The 17030-nt window shown below is 44.3% G+C and carries 19 protein-coding genes and 1 tRNA gene; 6 read left to right on the forward strand and 14 right to left on the reverse strand.

Annotated elements, in window-relative coordinates; all coding sequences use genetic code 11:
* Positions 1–45 precede the first annotated feature (45 nt).
* From SGLY_RS12610 to SGLY_RS12635, 6 genes are all read left to right on the forward strand, one after another.
* Entirely contained in the window at positions 46–834 is a 789-nt protein-coding gene (locus SGLY_RS12610) for an ABC transporter ATP-binding protein (RefSeq protein ID WP_013625659.1), read from the forward strand.
* Positions 831–1811, forward strand: a complete 981-nt coding sequence (locus tag SGLY_RS12615; RefSeq protein WP_013625660.1) for an asparaginase — start codon at positions 831–833, stop codon at positions 1809–1811. Before SGLY_RS12610 ends, SGLY_RS12615 begins: the two co-directional genes overlap by 4 nt.
* A 23-nt stretch (positions 1812–1834) precedes the next feature.
* Positions 1835–2614 (forward strand): ABC transporter permease, encoded by a 780-nt coding sequence (locus SGLY_RS12620; RefSeq protein WP_013625661.1) that lies wholly within the window; start codon positions 1835–1837, stop codon positions 2612–2614.
* A gap of 24 nt (positions 2615–2638) precedes the next feature.
* Positions 2639–3394, forward strand: a complete 756-nt coding sequence (locus tag SGLY_RS12625) for a GntR family transcriptional regulator (protein ID WP_013625662.1) — start codon at positions 2639–2641, stop codon at positions 3392–3394.
* Between the two features lie 75 nt (positions 3395–3469).
* The gene (locus tag SGLY_RS12630) at positions 3470–4213 is read left to right on the forward strand and encodes a sulfite exporter TauE/SafE family protein (RefSeq protein WP_013625663.1); all 744 of its coding nucleotides are present in this window, start codon (positions 3470–3472) and stop codon (positions 4211–4213) included.
* A gap of 72 nt (positions 4214–4285) precedes the next feature.
* Positions 4286–4753, forward strand: a complete 468-nt coding sequence (locus SGLY_RS12635) for a hypothetical protein (RefSeq protein WP_013625664.1) — start codon at positions 4286–4288, stop codon at positions 4751–4753.
* Positions 4754–4821: 68 nt separating this feature from the next.
* On the opposite strand, the gene SGLY_RS12640 is transcribed toward SGLY_RS12635, so the two are convergent.
* The 14 genes from SGLY_RS12640 to thiS form a co-directional block, all read right to left on the reverse strand.
* Positions 4822–5748: a hypothetical protein gene (locus SGLY_RS12640; RefSeq protein WP_013625665.1), complete on the reverse strand. Its 927-nt coding sequence runs from the start codon at positions 5746–5748 to the stop codon at positions 4822–4824.
* Between the two features lie 70 nt (positions 5749–5818).
* Positions 5819–5892: transfer RNA gene (locus tag SGLY_RS12645), tRNA-Gln, on the reverse strand.
* A gap of 134 nt (positions 5893–6026) precedes the next feature.
* Positions 6027–7442 (reverse strand): FAD-binding oxidoreductase, encoded by a 1416-nt coding sequence (locus SGLY_RS12650; protein ID WP_013625666.1) that lies wholly within the window; start codon positions 7440–7442, stop codon positions 6027–6029.
* A 27-nt stretch (positions 7443–7469) separates the two neighbouring features.
* On the reverse strand, positions 7470–8747 hold the full coding sequence (locus tag SGLY_RS12655; RefSeq protein ID WP_013625667.1) for an FAD-binding oxidoreductase: 1278 nt from the start codon (positions 8745–8747) through the stop codon (positions 7470–7472).
* Positions 8748–8844: 97 nt separating this feature from the next.
* Positions 8845–10080, reverse strand: a complete 1236-nt coding sequence (locus tag SGLY_RS12660; protein WP_013625668.1) for a (Fe-S)-binding protein — start codon at positions 10078–10080, stop codon at positions 8845–8847.
* 202 nt (positions 10081–10282) lie between these two features.
* Positions 10283–11167 (reverse strand): NAD(P)-dependent oxidoreductase, encoded by an 885-nt coding sequence (locus SGLY_RS12665; RefSeq protein ID WP_013625669.1) that lies wholly within the window; start codon positions 11165–11167, stop codon positions 10283–10285.
* A gap of 191 nt (positions 11168–11358) precedes the next feature.
* A complete protein-coding gene (locus tag SGLY_RS12670; RefSeq protein ID WP_013625670.1) occupies positions 11359–12297 on the reverse strand; it encodes a transketolase family protein in 939 nt (312 codons plus the stop codon).
* A gap of 1 nt (position 12298) precedes the next feature.
* On the reverse strand, positions 12299–13123 hold the full coding sequence (locus SGLY_RS12675; protein ID WP_013625671.1) for a transketolase: 825 nt from the start codon (positions 13121–13123) through the stop codon (positions 12299–12301).
* 206 nt (positions 13124–13329) lie between these two features.
* On the reverse strand, positions 13330–13959 hold the full coding sequence (locus SGLY_RS12680) for a hypothetical protein (RefSeq protein WP_013625672.1): 630 nt from the start codon (positions 13957–13959) through the stop codon (positions 13330–13332).
* Positions 13960–14146: 187 nt separating this feature from the next.
* Positions 14147–14935: an IclR family transcriptional regulator gene (locus SGLY_RS12685; RefSeq protein ID WP_013625673.1), complete on the reverse strand. Its 789-nt coding sequence runs from the start codon at positions 14933–14935 to the stop codon at positions 14147–14149.
* A gap of 193 nt (positions 14936–15128) precedes the next feature.
* Positions 15129–15434 carry an AAA family ATPase gene (locus SGLY_RS12690; protein WP_041444805.1) on the reverse strand — a complete coding sequence of 102 codons (306 nt, stop codon included), beginning with the start codon at positions 15432–15434 and terminating at the stop codon, positions 15129–15131.
* Between the two features lie 70 nt (positions 15435–15504).
* A complete protein-coding gene (locus SGLY_RS12695; protein WP_013625674.1) occupies positions 15505–15933 on the reverse strand; it encodes a M67 family metallopeptidase in 429 nt (142 codons plus the stop codon).
* Between the two features lie 8 nt (positions 15934–15941).
* The gene (moeB, locus tag SGLY_RS12700; RefSeq protein WP_013625675.1) at positions 15942–16748 is read right to left on the reverse strand and encodes a molybdopterin-synthase adenylyltransferase MoeB; all 807 of its coding nucleotides are present in this window, start codon (positions 16746–16748) and stop codon (positions 15942–15944) included.
* Positions 16748–16954: a sulfur carrier protein ThiS gene (gene thiS / locus SGLY_RS12705; protein ID WP_013625676.1), complete on the reverse strand. Its 207-nt coding sequence runs from the start codon at positions 16952–16954 to the stop codon at positions 16748–16750. The genes moeB and thiS overlap by 1 nt, the downstream gene beginning before the upstream one ends.
* Between the last annotated feature and the right edge of the window lie 76 nt (positions 16955–17030).

Genomic DNA, 17030 nt, shown 5'->3' on the forward strand with positions numbered 1-17030 from the left:
TTCAATTTCTTCTTATACAATATAAATTGGCTAGGGGGAAAAATCGTGGATCTAATTGAAATCAAAGACCTTTCTTTAAACTATCAAACGGATGGAGGAGCCTCGTTCCTTGCGTTGGATCAGATCAATCTCAATGTGAGCCAGGGAGAGTTCATTTGCCTGCTTGGTCCTTCCGGCTGTGGAAAAAGTACGTTATTGTATACTCTTGCGCGGCAACTGAAGCCATCCTCCGGAAGCATTAAATTTAATGGAGAGAATTTAGCAAATGTGAGGGATTTTGCCAGAAATGTATCCATTGTTTTTCAGGAGCATGCGCTGTTTCCCTGGCTGACAGTAAAAGAAAATATAGAATTTCCGCTGACCTCAAGGAGCTTATTAAAAGCGCAAATTCATCATACCAGTGACTATTACATGAAGATGGTGGAACTGGAAGAATGGAAGGATAAAAAGCCCCGTCAGCTTTCCGGAGGGATGAAGCAGCGGGTGGGTATTGCAAGGGCCTTGGCGATGGAAACGAATCTGATCCTGATGGATGAACCTTTTGGCGCCCTTGATGCTCAGACAAGGTCAATGCTGCAGGAAGAATTGGTTTCTATCTGGAAGAAGGCAAGTAAGACCATTGTTTTTGTTACTCATGACATCACGGAAGCAATATACCTTGCAGACCGGATTGTTGTGATGGACGCCAATCCCGGGCGTATTAAAGCTGTACTGCCGGTATCCTCAAAAAGGCCCAGAGATACCTCTTCCGATGAATTTAGAATGCTTGAAAATCAAATCAAAGCGATGTTAAAGAAGGATACAAATCTCGTTGATAAGGAAGAAAAGATATGATGAAAAAAATTGTTTTCATTACCACAGGCGGAACCATTTCAATGAAATATGCCCACGAATCAGGTGGCGTTGTTCCTTCTTTATTCGGAAAACAATTGCTGGATTCAATCCGGTTCGAGAACAAGGAAGACTTGGCAATAGAAGTCAACGACTTTTGTCATGTGGGGGGTGGCGAGCTTACGCCGTCCATATATCTTGAACTGTCAAATTTGATTAAGCGGTATCTGGCAAGAGAAGACAAACCGGACGGGTTTGTGATCTCCCAGGGGACCGATACAATGGAAGAAACATCCTTTCTACTTGATCTCTTGCTTGATATTCCGGAGCCCGTCGTGATAACCGGCTCTATGCGAAACGCATCGGAAATGAGTTATGACGGAACAGTTAACCTCTATCATTCCATTCAGGTTGCCGGGAGTGCAAAGGCAATGAATAAGGGGGTAATGGTGTGTATGAACAATAATATTTATGCCGCCATGGATGTCCAAAAGACTCATGCCTTTAATGTTGCCAGCATCGCGGCGCCGGGGAGAGGTCCCATAGGCAGCATATTGGGCGACAGAATGATATTTTATTATCAGCCTCTCTTGAGACAGCATTGTGAACCGGAGCACCTGAATCATAACGTTTTTATTGTTAAGACCGGCATTGGGGAGCTTCCTTTACCGTCAGTATTGCCTGATTACGACGGCTTTGTCATAGAAGGAACGGGATTAGGCAATGGCCAGGCCTGGATGGAGCCCTGGATCAAGGAACAGCTTGCACAGAAAAAACCGGTAATTATCACAACGCGCTGTGCTGAGGGTTGGGTTGACTCAATGTATGCATACCCTGGTTCAATCGGCAGGCTTTTAGAGGCCGGAGTGATTCCAGGCCATGGAGTGAATGGAGTAAAAGCCAGAATAAAGCTCATTGCAGCGCTGGGGAGCAAGATGACCAATAAAGAGATTAAAAGTTTTTTCGAATGGGATCTTTAAACTATAGTGAAGAGGTGCGGAGAATGAAAAAAGATTTATCGTTAGTCAATAAAACCTTTCGTTCAATTCAAAAAATTATCCCTTTTATCCTTGCAATAGCATTCATTTTTATTGTTTGGCAGATTGGTGCGATGATATCGAATAATGCAACATTGCTTCCCGGGCCTACAGTTGTCATGAAAACGTTTCTTGAATTTATCGTATCCGGTGAAGCGATAGAGCATACGGTAGCGAGCCTTTTGAGAATTGTTCTTGCATGGGTCTTATCTGCTTTTATTGCGATTCCTATTGGGGTTATTATGGGCCGGATAGCCCTGTTAGAAAAATTGCTGCATCCTGTTATTGAATTAATTAGGCCCATTTCACCGCTGGCGTGGATTCCGTTAGCTGTTTTGTGGTTTGGTATCGGACTGAGCGGCAAGGTTTTTGTGATCGTGATTGCCAGTTTATTTCCGATTTTATTGAATACGATTTCGGGAATTAAGGGGGTTAATCCCATTTTATTAAAGGCCGGTCAGTCCTTTGGATTTTCACAATTGAGAATTACAACACGTATCTGCTTGCCTGCGGCGATGCCAACCATTGTAACAGGATTAAGAATTTCTTTCGGAAGTGCGTGGATGGCGATTATCGCTGCTGAAATGGTTGCTTCAAGGTCAGGATTGGGTTATATGATTAATGACGGGATGGAAATTCTTCGACCGGATATTGTTATTATGGGAATGGTCATTATCGGTGTGGTTGGTTTTTTGTTTGATGCGGTATTCAGGCATATAGAAAAGTTAATGGGATACAGCCTTTAATAAAATGAAAGTGGGAACACGAGAATGAGTACATTATCGGGACCTTTACCACTGTATTATCAAATTAAGCAGTTTATTCTAGAAAAAATAGAAAATGGTGATTATGAGGTAGGCGAAGCTATTCCGACGGAAGAAACGTTGATGAGAGATTTTGAAGTAAGCCGCACAACGATAAGACAGGCTATTATGGAATTGGTGCAAGAAAAACGGCTGGTCAGAAAAAGAGGAAAAGGTACTTTTGTATCGGAGCCTGCCATTCTGACAAACATGATAAAATACAGTACCTTCGCCGAGGAGATGGATGATCTGGGCAAAAATCATAAAGCCGTATTGATTAAGAAAAGAGTAATAAAAGCCAATGAACAATTGAGCAGGGATCTCAATATTCCCCTGTACAGTGAAGTATATGAAATGATCAGACTGAGGCTGGGAGATAATGAGCCCCTGGTGATTCGAATTTCCTTTATCCCCAAAGAGATCCATCCGTCTTTGTTCGAAAAGAATCTTGAACAAATGCCTTTGTATGAAATACTGAAAAATGATTGTGGAATAATCATCGGAAAAGTCTGCCAAACCTTTCAGGCTGTACTGGCAAGAAGCTGGGAAGCGGAAAAGCTTTCGGTTAAAATAGGCAGTCCGCTTATCTTGTCTACAGGGATCGTATACGATGATCAAAATAATAAGCCCATTGAATGGGTAAAAACACTGTTCAGAGGCGACCGTTATCGATTCTATATCGAGCAAAACCACAATTACGCCGATGAAAACAATTATCGTTAGAATGATGTGCAAATCAAGATAGTGTAAAGCAGCATATGAAAAGTTACACAAACAAATCAAAAAGAGGGGCAATGTATGCAGGCATTATTATTTGGATTGACCGCTCTATTTGCCGGATTCCTCAAAAATGGCTTCGGGATCGGAGCCGGTGCATTTCTTACACCCATTTTATCGCTTTTTTTTGAACCTGCTTATACAATTCCTTTCATGACGGTAATTTTGCTGATTACCGATATCATTGGTGTGAAAAATTGTTGGATGGAATGGGAATCACAGAATTTATTATCATTGATATTTTCCGGCGTAATCGGAACGGTTGTTGGTATCATTCTTCTCATTTATTTACCGGTTCATAATTTTAAAAAGGTCATGGGATTGATCGCCTTGATATACGGATTGTGGATATTGTATACTAAAAGTAAATTTTACCGGCAAAAAAAAGATAATGGAGGCATAAGTCAGGTCTTGGGCTTTCAGACTATTCTATGGGGCAGTGCGGCAGGTGTTATTGGCGCAATGGCTAATGCGGGCGGCATTGTACTAAACATTTACTTATCAAGATTACAGTATGATAGAAGAACGTATATCGGGACGTTAATGATTTTTCTATGTGTCATGGATGGAATAAAGTTCATCGCATTTACGGCATTAGGCTTGTTAGATGTACAAATTTGGTTGAATATCTGGTGGACCATTATCTTAGTGTTTGCAGGAGGTTTTTTAGGGAATAAAATCAATCAATTTATCTCTCAGAATAAATTTGAGCTTTGTGTTTCAATACTGTTATGCTTGTCAGGAACGGCACTGATGTTTACATAAGCTCATCGCTCGGTCGCCAATCCAATCGCTGACACAGGCTTTACCCGCTGGCCTTTATGGAGGAAAAAAGATATGAAATTCCCCCTCGATTCCATCATCGATACCAAGAAAAAGAAAGCAGGTGTTGTCGTTCTGTGCATCGTGCTTATCGCCACTGTCGCTCTGGGAACGAGGTCAGATGATAGGGCTCCACTGTGGGAAAACAGCTTTTATCAATCGGTAAGTTATGATACTGATAAAAAATTATTGAGCTTTACAATCCCTGAAACCATACCAGAAGGTTACCGTTTTTATCTCCATGTCAGCGGACGCATCTTCATGGATGGATCTGACGGCATGAGCTTTCATGCTTTTGATGAAGAAAGCCTAACCTGCAGTTGGAAAGCTGGGAAAACCTACACCTACTCTGTGAACTCAAATGGGCTGGATTATTGTCTGTTATCTTACGGACTTGTGGATCATAACGGAAATGCACAGGAACCTTTGCACGAGATAAAGATTCTTCCTGCCGGGACAAAAACCATTAGTCCTGATCAATAAAAAAACACTTGCGCTTTGACCTTAATCATCGTCAATCGCAAGTGTTTCCGTTTTTCTCTCTTCGTCAATTATAATTTAGTTGTGTTTTCTGTTGTACTTGTGTTATCTTTTCCATTCTGGTCTGTTTTTTCTGGATCTGTCTTTTCCGAATCTGTTTTTTCCTCATCCGTAATGACCAGATTCAGATATTTCTTATCGCTTTCCGGATAAGCAGACCCCTGGAGCTGGATTGTCCCCGTGATCGCGACCACATATTTCCCCGGTTTTATTCCGGAAAAATTCTTTAACAAGATTGTACGGTCATATGTTACATATCTGCCGATAACCGTACCGCTTTCATTGCTTAAAACACACTCCAGCCTGACTTCGGCCTGAGGCCCTGTTACCTTTATTGCCGCGTTCTGATTATTGATTGCAGCCATGGATATTACCGCGGAATTGGCGGGAGAGGTGATTGTTAATGGAACAGCCTTTAAACTGTTCACTGTAAAAGCCGACTGAACAGTTTGGGAAGCAGTGCCGTCTTTTTTGGTGAATTCAATCTTATACTCGTGCGCTTCCGTTAATAAACTGCCGCTCAGAGAATAGACTTGTGCATTATTTAATGAGTTGCTTGCAATTAAAGTTTTCCCGCTATCTGTTGTATCGTAAACAGATAATGCTCCACTGGCCGGGGTGTTAAGCTTAATCGTCACCGTACCTTTCTCCACTACGGCATTATTGGCCGGAGAAGCGATTGTAACGGACTTATCCACGGTTTTATTTGTTGTTGTAGTAACTGATGGAGTCTGTACCTTTTGCTGATATTGCGAAACGTCGGTCGAAGTAATCGGCTGATCGGCGGTTGTGTTTTCAGCGGTTTGATTTTTAGTATATTTCGCATTATGGAATGCGGCGTTGACAGCCGTAAATCCCGTCACAAACACCAGCGTTGTAAACAAAAGCAGGATGGTCAATACCCTTGGTGATCTGCTGATCTTTCGTCCCAAACCCATTCGTCTTCCTCCTTGTAAAAAAAACGTCATTCCTTCATGACGCTCCATTATCCGGGCTTATTTAGATTTCTGGCTGGGGTAGATGGATTCGAACCACCGATGTCGGAGTCAGAGTCCGATGCCTTACCGCTTGGCGATACCCCAGTGCTTAAAACTCATATGTTACCGACCAAGTGAAATTATAATCGATATTTGGGATGATGTCAACCAAAATTCCATAAAGAAAGCAGCCTTAGCCTAACTAAAGCTGCTTTACAAATAACTTGATTATTAAACTTTTATAGATCAATCAGTTTGGTCGGGTTGAAGGTATTTTTGGGGTCAAAAGCTCTTTTGATCTTTTTGAATACATCCATTGTTACAGCACTGAATTCCTGGAAAAGGAGAGGCTTTTTCACAAGGCCGATTCCGTGTTCACCGCTGATTGTACCTTCGAGGCCAAGAGCCAGCTTACAGAGTTCTTTTTCAGCCTTATGAACGACTTCAACTTCATCCTGATTCCTTTGATCAAATAAGATAAGCGGATGAAGATTTCCGTCACCGGCATGGGCAACAACTCCGATTGTTACACCAAAGTCCTTTTTAACCTTTTCAATTCCGGCAATCACCGCCGGGAATTGACTTCTCGGAACCGTAATGTCATTTACACCATAGTTTGGTCTGACACGGGCAACAGATCCGAAAGCAACGCGGCGCGCAAGCCAAATCTGATCCACTTCCGCTGCTGACGACGCAACCTTAAATTCTCTCGCATTGGCCTTCTTCACAATTTCGGAAATTGTCTTGACCTGCTCATCCAGATCTCCCGGATGTCCGTCTACTTCAAGGATGAGAAGAGCTCCGGCATCACGGGGATTCCCCGCATGAACAAAATCCTCAGTGGTATTGATAATCAGATTATCCATCATTTCCAGTGTCGTCGGAATAATACCCGCTGAAACGATATCAGCAACAGACTGAGATCCGTCTTCCGGAGTGTTGTAAATGGCAAGCATCGTCTTTTTGGCCGCAGGAATCGGCAGAATACGAATGGCAATCTTGGTAATAAAACCGAGCGTACCTTCAGAACCAATGATGATTCTCGTCATATCATACATCGGTTCACTGGAAAAATCATTGCCCCCTACCCAGATGACTTTCCCGGTGGGAAGAACAACTTCCAAGCCATAGATAAAGTCACGGGTAACACCATATTTAAAGCATTTCGGTCCACCGGAGCATTCACCCAGGTTTCCGCCTAAAGTTGAAGATTTCCATGAAGCCGGGTCGGGCGGATAATAGTATCCGTATTTAGCGAGGATCTCCTGAATATCCCAGTTTACAACACCGGGTTCTACAAGAGCTACATAGTTATCAACGTCTACTTCAATGACTTTTTTCATCCGGCTGAAGCCTATCGTGATGCTGCCGTTAACCGGAATTGTTCCTCCGGCTTCATTGGTCCCTGCCCCACGGGGAACAAGAGATATGCCCTGCTCACGGGCGAAATTGACAATGTCCACGACTTCCTGGGTTGTTTCAGGGAAAACAATCGCACTGGGTACCCCAAACAACAGTGTTCCGTCATATCCATAAGCATACATCCCGATCTTGCTGGTGATGACATTCTTTTCGCCGCAAATGCTCTTTAATTTGTCAACAGCAGCCTGACTCAATTTAGGGGAACCAACTGTCTGTGTTGCATGACTTGACATATTATAACCTCCTTTTCTAAATTATTCTTATAATTTAATTCCCGGAGCCATGATCCCTTTAGGGTCAAACTCACTGCGGACGGAATTAAGAATACGGGAGATTTCTCCGAGCATTTCATTATCGTTATACGCTTTGCAGCGCAGCTGGCTTCCCAAAAGACCGCTGATATTGCCGCCAAAGCTCATCGCGACCTTATTGATTGCCACAGCATCGGCATCCGGTTTCTTCGTGAATACAGCTATTTTACCGTTCAATCCTTCAACCAGAACGCCCGGATTCTCATCGAGGTTTCCGACGATACCTGTCAGGCCGCTCAGGGCATTGGTCACCTTAGCCGGGCCAACGGTAAATTTAACGGTATTTTGCTCCAAGTTAACCTTTTCGCGGATGAGCAGCCATTTGGCCACAACTTCATCATATTCCGCTTTGTCCTCGACGATCTTGGTTGCGGTTGCCCCGGCTATTCTCAGCTCAGCTTCAATTGTCTTGGCATAGTCCGCGGCAGAAACAGGATAGCTTTCAATGTCCACAAAAACCAAAGCACCGCCTTTTGTCTCCGTCATGATATTGCCAAGAGCCTTACTTACCGCATTCATACGGGTCGGTAAAATTCTGCGTTTCTGAATGGATTTAAACGCAACCGCAGCGGCATTGAGTGAAGGCATATCGGCAATCACGGCCCTGGTCACCTTAGGCACCGGTAATAATTTCACAAGAACCTTAGTAATGATGCCAAGGGTTGCGCGGGTACCGACAATAAAATGGATCATATCATAACCGGATACACATTTAATGCATTTCGTACCGACCTTATAGATTTCGCCTGTGGGAAGCACTGATTCATAAGCAAGAATATAAGTTCTGGTTGGCAAATAGTTAAAGGCTTTGGAGTCGGTATCTCCGATTGCAAAACATCCGGCTATGGAACTTGTGGATACTGCATACGGTTCAGGAGCAAAATATAACTTTTCAGAAGCAAGCTTTTCAACAAGCTCTTGATGATTCATGCCTGCCTGAACCCAGCAGGTAAGGTTTTCATGGTCGATTTCTTCGATAGCCGACATTTTGGACATTACGACAGCGATTCCGCCCTTCAGTCCTTTGGTCTCGACTACCTTACCGCCAACATTGATTTTAACGTTAGCTTCATTCGCAGCGATAACAATTTTAGACACTTCTTCGGTTGAACTTGGAAACACAACAGCGGCCGGCTGCTCATTTCCTCTTAAATATTGTGAAATGTTAGATGTTTCAACATTCTGATCGCCCACAATGGATTTAAGTTTTGAAACAATATCACTCATTACTACCCGCCCTCCCTAAAAATGTTCTTCACTGGCCGGACCAATTCACCAGATGAATGGCCAGACCGTGAGTCAATTAAAAAACCACTTTTTTCATTTAGTTCAATGCAGCAGCCAGAACATCCGCAACATGTTTTACTTCAACATTGGAACCTTTGAGTCTCAGACCACTGTTGATTTTGAGCATACAAGCCGGACAGCTGGTTGCAACAATATCCGCCCCGGTGTTCATAATATTCTGAGCTTTTTGCGCAGTAATCTTTTCCGACATTTCATGATAGAACGCCATAACCAGACCTGCGGCTCCACAACACCTGTTCGCTTCAAACATTTCTACAAAATTCAGTCTCGGAACACTCTTCAGAAGGCTGCGAGGTTCAGCCGTAAGGCTGTTGTAACGGACCATATGACATGGGTCATGCAAGGTCACGCTGACAGGAGTTTCATTTTGAAGCTTATCTGCGATGTCCAGTTCATTAACCACGAATTCAGAGAACTCGTAACATTTTTTAGTAAACGCTTCAGCCTTAGGCAGCATCGAAGCATCCCCATGGAACAGCTCGATAACTTCTTTTTTCAGCATAGATGCACAAGAAGCACAACCGGTAATCACGTAGTCATATTTGCTGAACGTATTGATGATTTTTGTCATCTGTACTTTTGCCTGTTCGAAGTCCCCATAAACATACTGTGGAAGACCGCAGCAGACTTGATCTTTCGGCACAATCACTTCACAATCGTTCTTGGTGAGAACTTTAACAATTGAATGTGCGGAACTCACAAATGCATGGTTCATAAAACATCCGACAAAGAAAGCGACCTTTTTCTTAGGATTAGGGACCGTGATAATCTCCGGCACCTGTTTAGAAAACGGAACCTTTGCCGCAGGCATTGTATAAATGTCAATACCGCGAACAAACTGCAAGGCGTCAACCTTTTTGAGGACACTCTTACCGGTACCGGCAAGGAAACCAAATCCAAACTTTAAGACACCTGGTTTTGCCAAACTTTTTAAGGCAACAGATTTCAGGAACGGCTTCACTCCATGCCTCAGCTTGAGATCACGGCGGGCAGCCAATACGAGTTCATGTCCCCTAACACCGCTGGGACAGGCAACTGCGCATTCACCGCAAAGCAAACAGCTGTTGACCGCATCTTCATAATCATCGTCCGCTTCAACTTTACCGTCTGCCAGAGCTTTGATGAGCTGCACTCTCCCTCTTGCGACCAAGAATTCGGCACCGTCATTCTTGTAGGTCTTACAAGCTCCGTGACAGAACCCACATTTGCCGCAAGTGTTCAGCTTTTCATAAACTTCTGCCAAAACCCCCACGATAATACCCCCCTCTCGCCCAGACTGCTTCAAGTCTAAGCAAAATATTTAAAATATATTGTAACTTAGTTTGTTACCAAGATTATTATATCTTTATTTTACGAACTTTCATAGTATTTGTTGAATTATTCTTACAATTATTTAAAAGAAACTAAATAATTATATGGTAATTGAAAAAATGTCTTGCTACATTGTAATTTTTTTACAATATTTCAATTTTTGTCAAGTTTTCAAGCACTTTCGTGACAGCGGACATATCCTCACCGCCAAAACCGCAAATACTCGCTTCCCGTCCAACCTGATGGGCCAAGGCTCCCAAAAGCAGCCTTACACCCTGATCCCGTGCCAGATTTTCCGCTAACGCCATATCCTTATTCAGCATATCCAAAGTAAATGCCGGTTTAAAATCCCGCTTGAAAACGAAATTCGGAATGTTCCTTCTCAACATCATACTGTCCGCCGTTGCGTTCGACAAAACATCTAAAACCTGATGAGGGTCAAGTCCGGATTTTACAGCCAGAACAAAGGCTTCAGCCAATGCCGCGTTTGCCACTCCGACCAGAAGATTATTCACCAGCTTCATGGCATTGCCACTGCCGGACTCACCCATGTAATAAATGTTTTGCCCCAGAATTTCAAGCAATACGCGCACTCTCTTCAGAGTGGATTCATCACCACCTACCATAATGCTGAGGGTTCCGTTTTGGGCTCCTGTTACTCCGCCGCTGACTGGAGCATCCAGATATTCCGCACCTTTCAGTCTGCATTCCCCGCAAATGCTCTTGGATTCCGCAGGACTAATGGTGCTGTGATCGACAATAACCGTTCCCGGTTGAACCGAATCCAAAATTCCGTTTTTACCACAGACAACTTCGGCTACCTCTTGCCCCGTTGGCAGGCATAGAAAGATCACTTCGGCCAATTCCCCGACCCTTGCCGGGGAGTCGGCCCGGACAGCCCCTAAAGCCGTCAACTCATCCATTACCGGAAGACTTCGGTTCCAAATCGTCAAATCATGGGAGGAATTCAGCAGGTTCACTGCCATCGGCTTTCCCATCTTGCCCAAACCGATAAACCCCAGCTTCATGATTTCATCTCCGTTTCATCTCCACTTATAAAATGATCGATTAAAGAATACGTTCACATTGTCCATTCCTGGTATCTGTAATAGTATATGTATTTATAATTATAATAAATACATATAATTTAGCAAGTATTCTGAAAATTTATTTTTCGCAGTTTTCACCCTCAGGACATGTTATGCTTGTATATCCTTATTTATCCTCTCTTTTGCACTAAAACATTTTTGACGGCTTCAACGATTTTCTCTGCGGTTAAACCCATCGCTTCATGAATTTCATCATATGTCCCGCAAACACCAAATCTGTCTTTTGTTCCGACAAACTGTACAGGAACCGGTTTAGTCGCCGCCAGAAATTCCGCAACGGCTGAACCCAGCCCGCCAATGACACTGTGTTCTTCGGCTGTAACCACTGCCCCTGTTTTATTCACACTGTTCAGGATGGTCTCTTTATCCAAAGGCTTGATGGTATGCATATTGATTACCTCTGCCCTGATGCCTTCCGTAGCCAGTTCCTGAGCCGCAGCCAGGGCCATGGAAAGCATCACCCCACAGGCGATAATCGTCACATCCCAGCCTTCTCTGAGCACATTGGCCTTTCCGATGATAAAGCTGTCCGTTTCCTTTGTGATAACCGGATTGGGAAGCCTCCCTACACGCATATAACATGGTCCCACATGCTCCGCTATCGCTTTAACCGCCTTCTTCATTTCGATACCATCGGCCGGTTCAATGATGGTCATGTTCGGAAGCACCCTGGTCAGAGTGATATCTTCAAAAGGCAAATGTGTCGGGCCGTCTTTACCGGAGGAAGCTCCGATATTATGGCCAATTATCTTTACATTCTGATTGGCATAGCAAACTGAAAGCCTGATCTGTTCCCATCCATTACCAAGCAGGAAATTTGCATAAGCATTGACAAAAGGTATTCTGCCCGCTACCGCAAAACCGGCTCCTGTTCCCACGATATCCGATTCAGAAATCCCTATGTCAAAGAACCTGTCCGGAAAAACCTCTTTGAATAAAATCGTCATTGAAGCCTTGGCCACATCCGCATCAAGAACAATGACGTCCTTATTTTCTTTTCCCAGCTCAACCAGTGCCTCACCATAAGCCTGACGTGGTGCAATCATCATTTTAACTCAACTCCTTTAAGGCTTTTTGCAGCTGTTCATCATTTGGCGCGGCAGCGTGCCAGCCAACTTCATCTTCCATAAAGGATACGCCCTTGCCTTTAATTGTATTGGCAATGATCACGGAAGGGCCTTTTTTATAATTTTCCGCTTCTGCAAAAGCATCATAAATCTGGCTCAAATCATGACCGTCAATCTCAATGGTATGCCAATCGAAGGCATCCCATTTCGCTCTTAAGTCGCCTAAAGATTTCACTTCATCCAGAGAACCGTCAAGCTGCAGCTTATTATAGTCAACAATAGCACAGACATTGTTCAATTTGAAATGGGCCGCTGTCAGCATTGCTTCCCAGCATTGCCCTTCATGCAGTTCTCCGTCGCCCAGCATGCAATATGCTCTCTGATCAGAACCTTTAAGCCTGCAGGACAAAGCAATGCCATTGGCAATCGAAAGTCCTTGGCCAAGCGAACCCGAAGCCATATCAACACCCGGTGTCAATTCACAGCTTGGGTATGCCGGCAATCTGCCTTCCAGCTCCCGGAAATCATTGATTTCTTCCTGGGACAAAAAACCCTTTTCAATCAGCACCGCGTATAAAGCCGGCACTGCATGTCCCTTGGACAATAAAAAATAGTCGCGATCGGGTGATTTAGGATAGGCCGGATCAATTCTCATAAAACACTTGTAAAGAACAGCCAATAAATCTGTTGCCGACAGACAACCACCGGGATGGCCTCCTTTCGCCCTGTGCGTCATGAGCAAGATATTGCGCCGCATATTTGTCGCAGCCCGCTTCGCTTCTTCCAGCTGTTTTTCTTTTTGAGACATTTTTTTAATCCTCCTGGAACATAAAATGTTTATAAAAGCTCAATACATAAATATGTAAGTCCATACTTTAAAATATTACTTTATTTAACGGCAAAATTCCAGTCCTGCCAGTTGTTATTTTGCGTAATATTCCGCTATTTTAAAGAAAAAAGCTGAAAAACAAGACTATTTTTCACCCTTTGCTTATTTTTAGTTTTCATCAGTGGTTATCTTAAAGGATTCCGATAATTTTGGCAAAATGAATAAAATCCGAATAAGTAAGTGGCAGCCTTTTCCGGTCTCAGCCCTTGCCAATCCTTAGTATCCGCAGCCTGACCGAAACGGTTGCGGGCAATACCTTTTTCATTGAGCCAGCCCTTGGCCTGGTCATCACCGATACTGATCTCCCATTCCTTTGTTCTGACAAAATCGACCGGCAGAATACGCAGATTGCAGCGGGCATGAAAAATCTGAACCAGCTTGGCCATAAGAACAAAAAGATAGCTGCCGTCTTTTGCCGGGTTTTCAGTTTGAATATTCGTCATTGTGCATATGCGGTCGGTCAACCCTTTAATACCCGTGAAAGAATCATAGCTTTCAAGCAAACTCATTTGCACAGGGCCCGAAGCAAGCAGACCCGTATAACATCCGATCCCGATTTCCATACCGCAATCCTGAATTGCGAGTACAATTTTATTGCCCTCGATTTGCCATTGGCCGCCGAAACGTGCCAATAGCTCCTCCGCTACTTGAAAAGCAAGAATGTAACGGGAAAGTTCCAGCTCGTCTCTGCCGGAACAGCCCCGGCATTCGCGCTGATGATCATACTGATAATGGGCCAGATCAATAAGGCTCACGGTACTCACTCCTTCTCTATCCATGACGGTTGATCACCATTCACTTCTCGGCAGAGTTTGTTTCATCATTCAAAACTGCGTTTCATAAATTAACCAAAAAAATATCCTTTTATGACTTGTTCAAATCTCCTGTCCACTGATGATATGACCATTAAAAAACTTCCGTCAGAATAAACCAACGGACGTCTTAACTCCTTTGTAAGGTTTTATTGATATGGGAATATCCCATTTGAGCCGATACAGCCTGTCCGGCCTTTCTCAAAACCTCGCTCAGTTTTTCAATATCCTTTTCCAGCATCCTGTTGGTCGGGCCGGAAACACTTATCGCCCAAATCGCCCTGCCGGTATAATTTCTTATCGGAGTGGCCAGACAGAAGATGCCAACCTCATTCTCTTCCGATTCCATGGCAATCCCCTTTTCCCTGATTACCCTCAACTGTTCCAGCAGTTCTTCAGAATCGGTGATCGTTGCCGGGGTAAATTTAAACATTCCCTTTTTCGACAAAATCTGCCTGACCTCTTCTTCGGGCATTGTGGACAGTATCGCTTTTCCGGCGGCGGTACAATGCATATACGCCCTGCGCCCAACCATAGAATGCATACTGATGGTTTTGGGACTTTCCCTCTTATCTATATAGACAATCTCTCCATCTTCATATACAACCAGATTGACAACTTCATCAAAAGTTTTTGCCAGCTGGCTTAAATAAGCTCCGACAATCTTTCGAATCTCCAGGTCATTAAGGAAGCTGATCCCCAGCTCAACAATTTTGATTCCCAAATGATAGCGTTCCCTGTCTTTTTCCTTCTCCACATAACCTCTATAGCATAAGGTCTGCAGAATACGGTGAACAGTGCTTTTATGCAGGCTTATTCTGTGGCCGATCTCAGTTACTCCCAGAGGTTCCTCAGATTGTGCCAATACCTCCAGAATATCCAGCGATCTTTCCAGTGTTTGCACATATCTCTCAGCCATTTACAGTCCCCCATTATCTCAATAAATATATGATTAGCTTTTCTCAAGCAAAATATTTCTAATTTTGTATTTTATCCTATCTAGTATGCAATTAAAAAGCCCATCTGTCAATTGTTTCAAACAAAAAAAATACCGGAATTCGGCTTAAATCCAGGTATCTTTAAGCAGCAGAAAAAGCTTCACGATTTGACGGTTATATCAGCTTGTTTGTCATCGCCGCGTTGTCAACGCCGGCCATATGCTTGAGCAGCCCCGTGTCAAACAGAAAGAGCTTGAAATAAAGCGGCGGGTCTATGGCGGCGATAAATTCATCAAAGGACAGCGGATACAGATTAATCAGGTTGACCATGCCGACCGGATAAGACTTCGGCTTTGCCAAGAGGGTACCGAGCAGGCTTCCGGCTGCAAGGACATGATATTCGTTGGCTTTTTCCTTGAAATATTTCAGGGAGTTCAGCGCGGCGGAGCACTCCTGTATCACAAAAATGCACAGTTTCAAAGGAGAATTTTACACATTATCTCAAAATAATCGACATCATATACACGTTTTCACAAGAAAAAGAGTGCCCTCAGGAAACCGTATTCCATCCAATCTCCAAAATTCGCTGCGTGACCGCGCCGTCCACAATCTCAAAGGCTTTCAACACCGGTGTTTTCTCCGCCAGCGAAAGGATAAGATAGCTTGCCTTGGGATCATAGGCCAGCCGGATATCCTCCTGTGAAGGTCTTGACGGAGTTGACGGATGAGAATGGAAATTCCCCAGCGGCGCAAGCCCTAATTTTCGCATATCTTTGATTGCTTCCAACTGCTCGGCAGGGTCGATGGAAAAATGCTCGGGGCTCTGGTCAGGGTTGGAAAGCAAATATATTTTTTCAATCACCGCATCGCCGTCTTCCAGCTTCCCGGCGATCAGTCCGCAGACTTCGTTCGGCAGCCCGGCCTTTGCGTGACTGACCATCAATTCAAAATCAGATTGTTTTATTGTTATCCTCATCATCGCGCTTCCTACTTCTTTAAATCACATTCCGCCTGCTCATAATCAAACGGCGCCAATATTGCCGGATGTTCGCCGCAGACGGCGCAGTGTTTATCCACAGGCAGCTTGATCTTGCGGAAATCCATTTTGAGAGCGTCGTAGGTGAGCAGATAACCGGTCAGGAGATCGCCTTTGCCGATCATGTACTTTATCGCTTCCATAGCCTGCAAACTGCCGATGATGCCACCCATCGCACCGATTACCCCGGCCTGCTTGCAAGTGGGCACGGCATCCGGCGGAGGCGGCTCTTTAAATACACAGCGATAGCACGGCCCTTCACCCGGCACATAGGTCATGAGCTGCCCTTTGAAGCGGATGATTCCCGCATGAGAAAAAGGCTTTTTAGCCAATACACACGCGTCGTTAATGAGAAATTTAGCCGGAAAATTATCGGTGCCATCGATGATAAAATCATAATCGGCGATCAGATCCATGATGTTGTTTGCGTCCACAAAGACGCGATAGGTTTGGACAGCGATGTCCGGGTTAATCGCCTCCATAGTCTCCCTGGCAGATTGGATTTTCGCCTTGCCGACATCCAGCGTGGTATGGATCACCTGACGCTGGAGGTTGGACAAATCTACCTCGTCGGCATCGGCAATGCCGATTGTGCCGACCCCGGCAGCGGCCAGATAGAGCGCGGCGGGAGCGCCTAAGCCGCCTGCACCAATAATCAGAACCTTGGCGTTCAGCAGCTTCTTCTGCCCTTTTACTCCAACCTCAGAAAGGATAATGTGGCGGGAATAGCGTTCAAGCTGTTCATTGGTAAAAGCCATCAGCGCCCGCCTCCCATGAAGTAAAGAAACTCCACGATATCGCCGTCTTTCAGGACGATCTCTTCAAAAGTTCCGCTCTGGACAAACTCATCATTAATAGAAACCGTAACATACTCCGGGTTTTCCACCTGCTCAAGCTTGATCAGTCCGGCAATGGTCAAGCTCTCTTGATATTCTTTTTTCTCCCCCGCTACAGTCAGTTTCATTGATTAACCCTCCAAAAGTTTATTGACGGTGTTCAGCAAAGCGTCTTTACGGATATAACCGGTCTGCACTCCTGCC

The sequence above is a fragment of the Syntrophobotulus glycolicus DSM 8271 genome, from assembly GCF_000190635.1.
GTDB lineage: Bacteria > Bacillota > Desulfitobacteriia > Desulfitobacteriales > Syntrophobotulaceae > Syntrophobotulus > Syntrophobotulus glycolicus.

What these genes read in the sequence shown, in the direction of transcription:
- SGLY_RS12640 (WP_013625665.1), bottom strand. Translation starts at nt 5,748, where the DNA reads ATGGGTTTGGGACGAAAGATCAGCAGATCACCAAGGGTATTGACCATC.
- SGLY_RS12620 (WP_013625661.1), top strand. Translation starts at nt 1,835, where the DNA reads ATGAAAAAAGATTTATCGTTAGTCAATAAAACCTTTCGTTCAATTCAA.
- SGLY_RS12655 (WP_013625667.1), bottom strand. Translation starts at nt 8,747, where the DNA reads ATGAGTGATATTGTTTCAAAACTTAAATCCATTGTGGGCGATCAGAAT.
- thiS (WP_013625676.1), bottom strand. Translation starts at nt 16,954, where the DNA reads ATGAAACTGACTGTAGCGGGGGAGAAAAAAGAATATCAAGAGAGCTTG.
- SGLY_RS12665 (WP_013625669.1), bottom strand. Translation starts at nt 11,167, where the DNA reads ATGAAGCTGGGGTTTATCGGTTTGGGCAAGATGGGAAAGCCGATGGCA.
- SGLY_RS12630 (WP_013625663.1), top strand. Translation starts at nt 3,470, where the DNA reads ATGCAGGCATTATTATTTGGATTGACCGCTCTATTTGCCGGATTCCTC.
- SGLY_RS12695 (WP_013625674.1), bottom strand. Translation starts at nt 15,933, where the DNA reads ATGATGAGGATAACAATAAAACAATCTGATTTTGAATTGATGGTCAGT.
- SGLY_RS12675 (WP_013625671.1), bottom strand. Translation starts at nt 13,123, where the DNA reads ATGTCTCAAAAAGAAAAACAGCTGGAAGAAGCGAAGCGGGCTGCGACA.
- moeB (WP_013625675.1), bottom strand. Translation starts at nt 16,748, where the DNA reads ATGGCTTTTACCAATGAACAGCTTGAACGCTATTCCCGCCACATTATC.
- SGLY_RS12650 (WP_013625666.1), bottom strand. Translation starts at nt 7,442, where the DNA reads ATGTCAAGTCATGCAACACAGACAGTTGGTTCCCCTAAATTGAGTCAG.
- SGLY_RS12685 (WP_013625673.1), bottom strand. Translation starts at nt 14,935, where the DNA reads ATGGCTGAGAGATATGTGCAAACACTGGAAAGATCGCTGGATATTCTG.
- SGLY_RS12670 (WP_013625670.1), bottom strand. Translation starts at nt 12,297, where the DNA reads ATGATGATTGCACCACGTCAGGCTTATGGTGAGGCACTGGTTGAGCTG.
- SGLY_RS12635 (WP_013625664.1), top strand. Translation starts at nt 4,286, where the DNA reads ATGAAATTCCCCCTCGATTCCATCATCGATACCAAGAAAAAGAAAGCA.
- SGLY_RS12625 (WP_013625662.1), top strand. Translation starts at nt 2,639, where the DNA reads ATGAGTACATTATCGGGACCTTTACCACTGTATTATCAAATTAAGCAG.
- SGLY_RS12615 (WP_013625660.1), top strand. Translation starts at nt 831, where the DNA reads ATGATGAAAAAAATTGTTTTCATTACCACAGGCGGAACCATTTCAATG.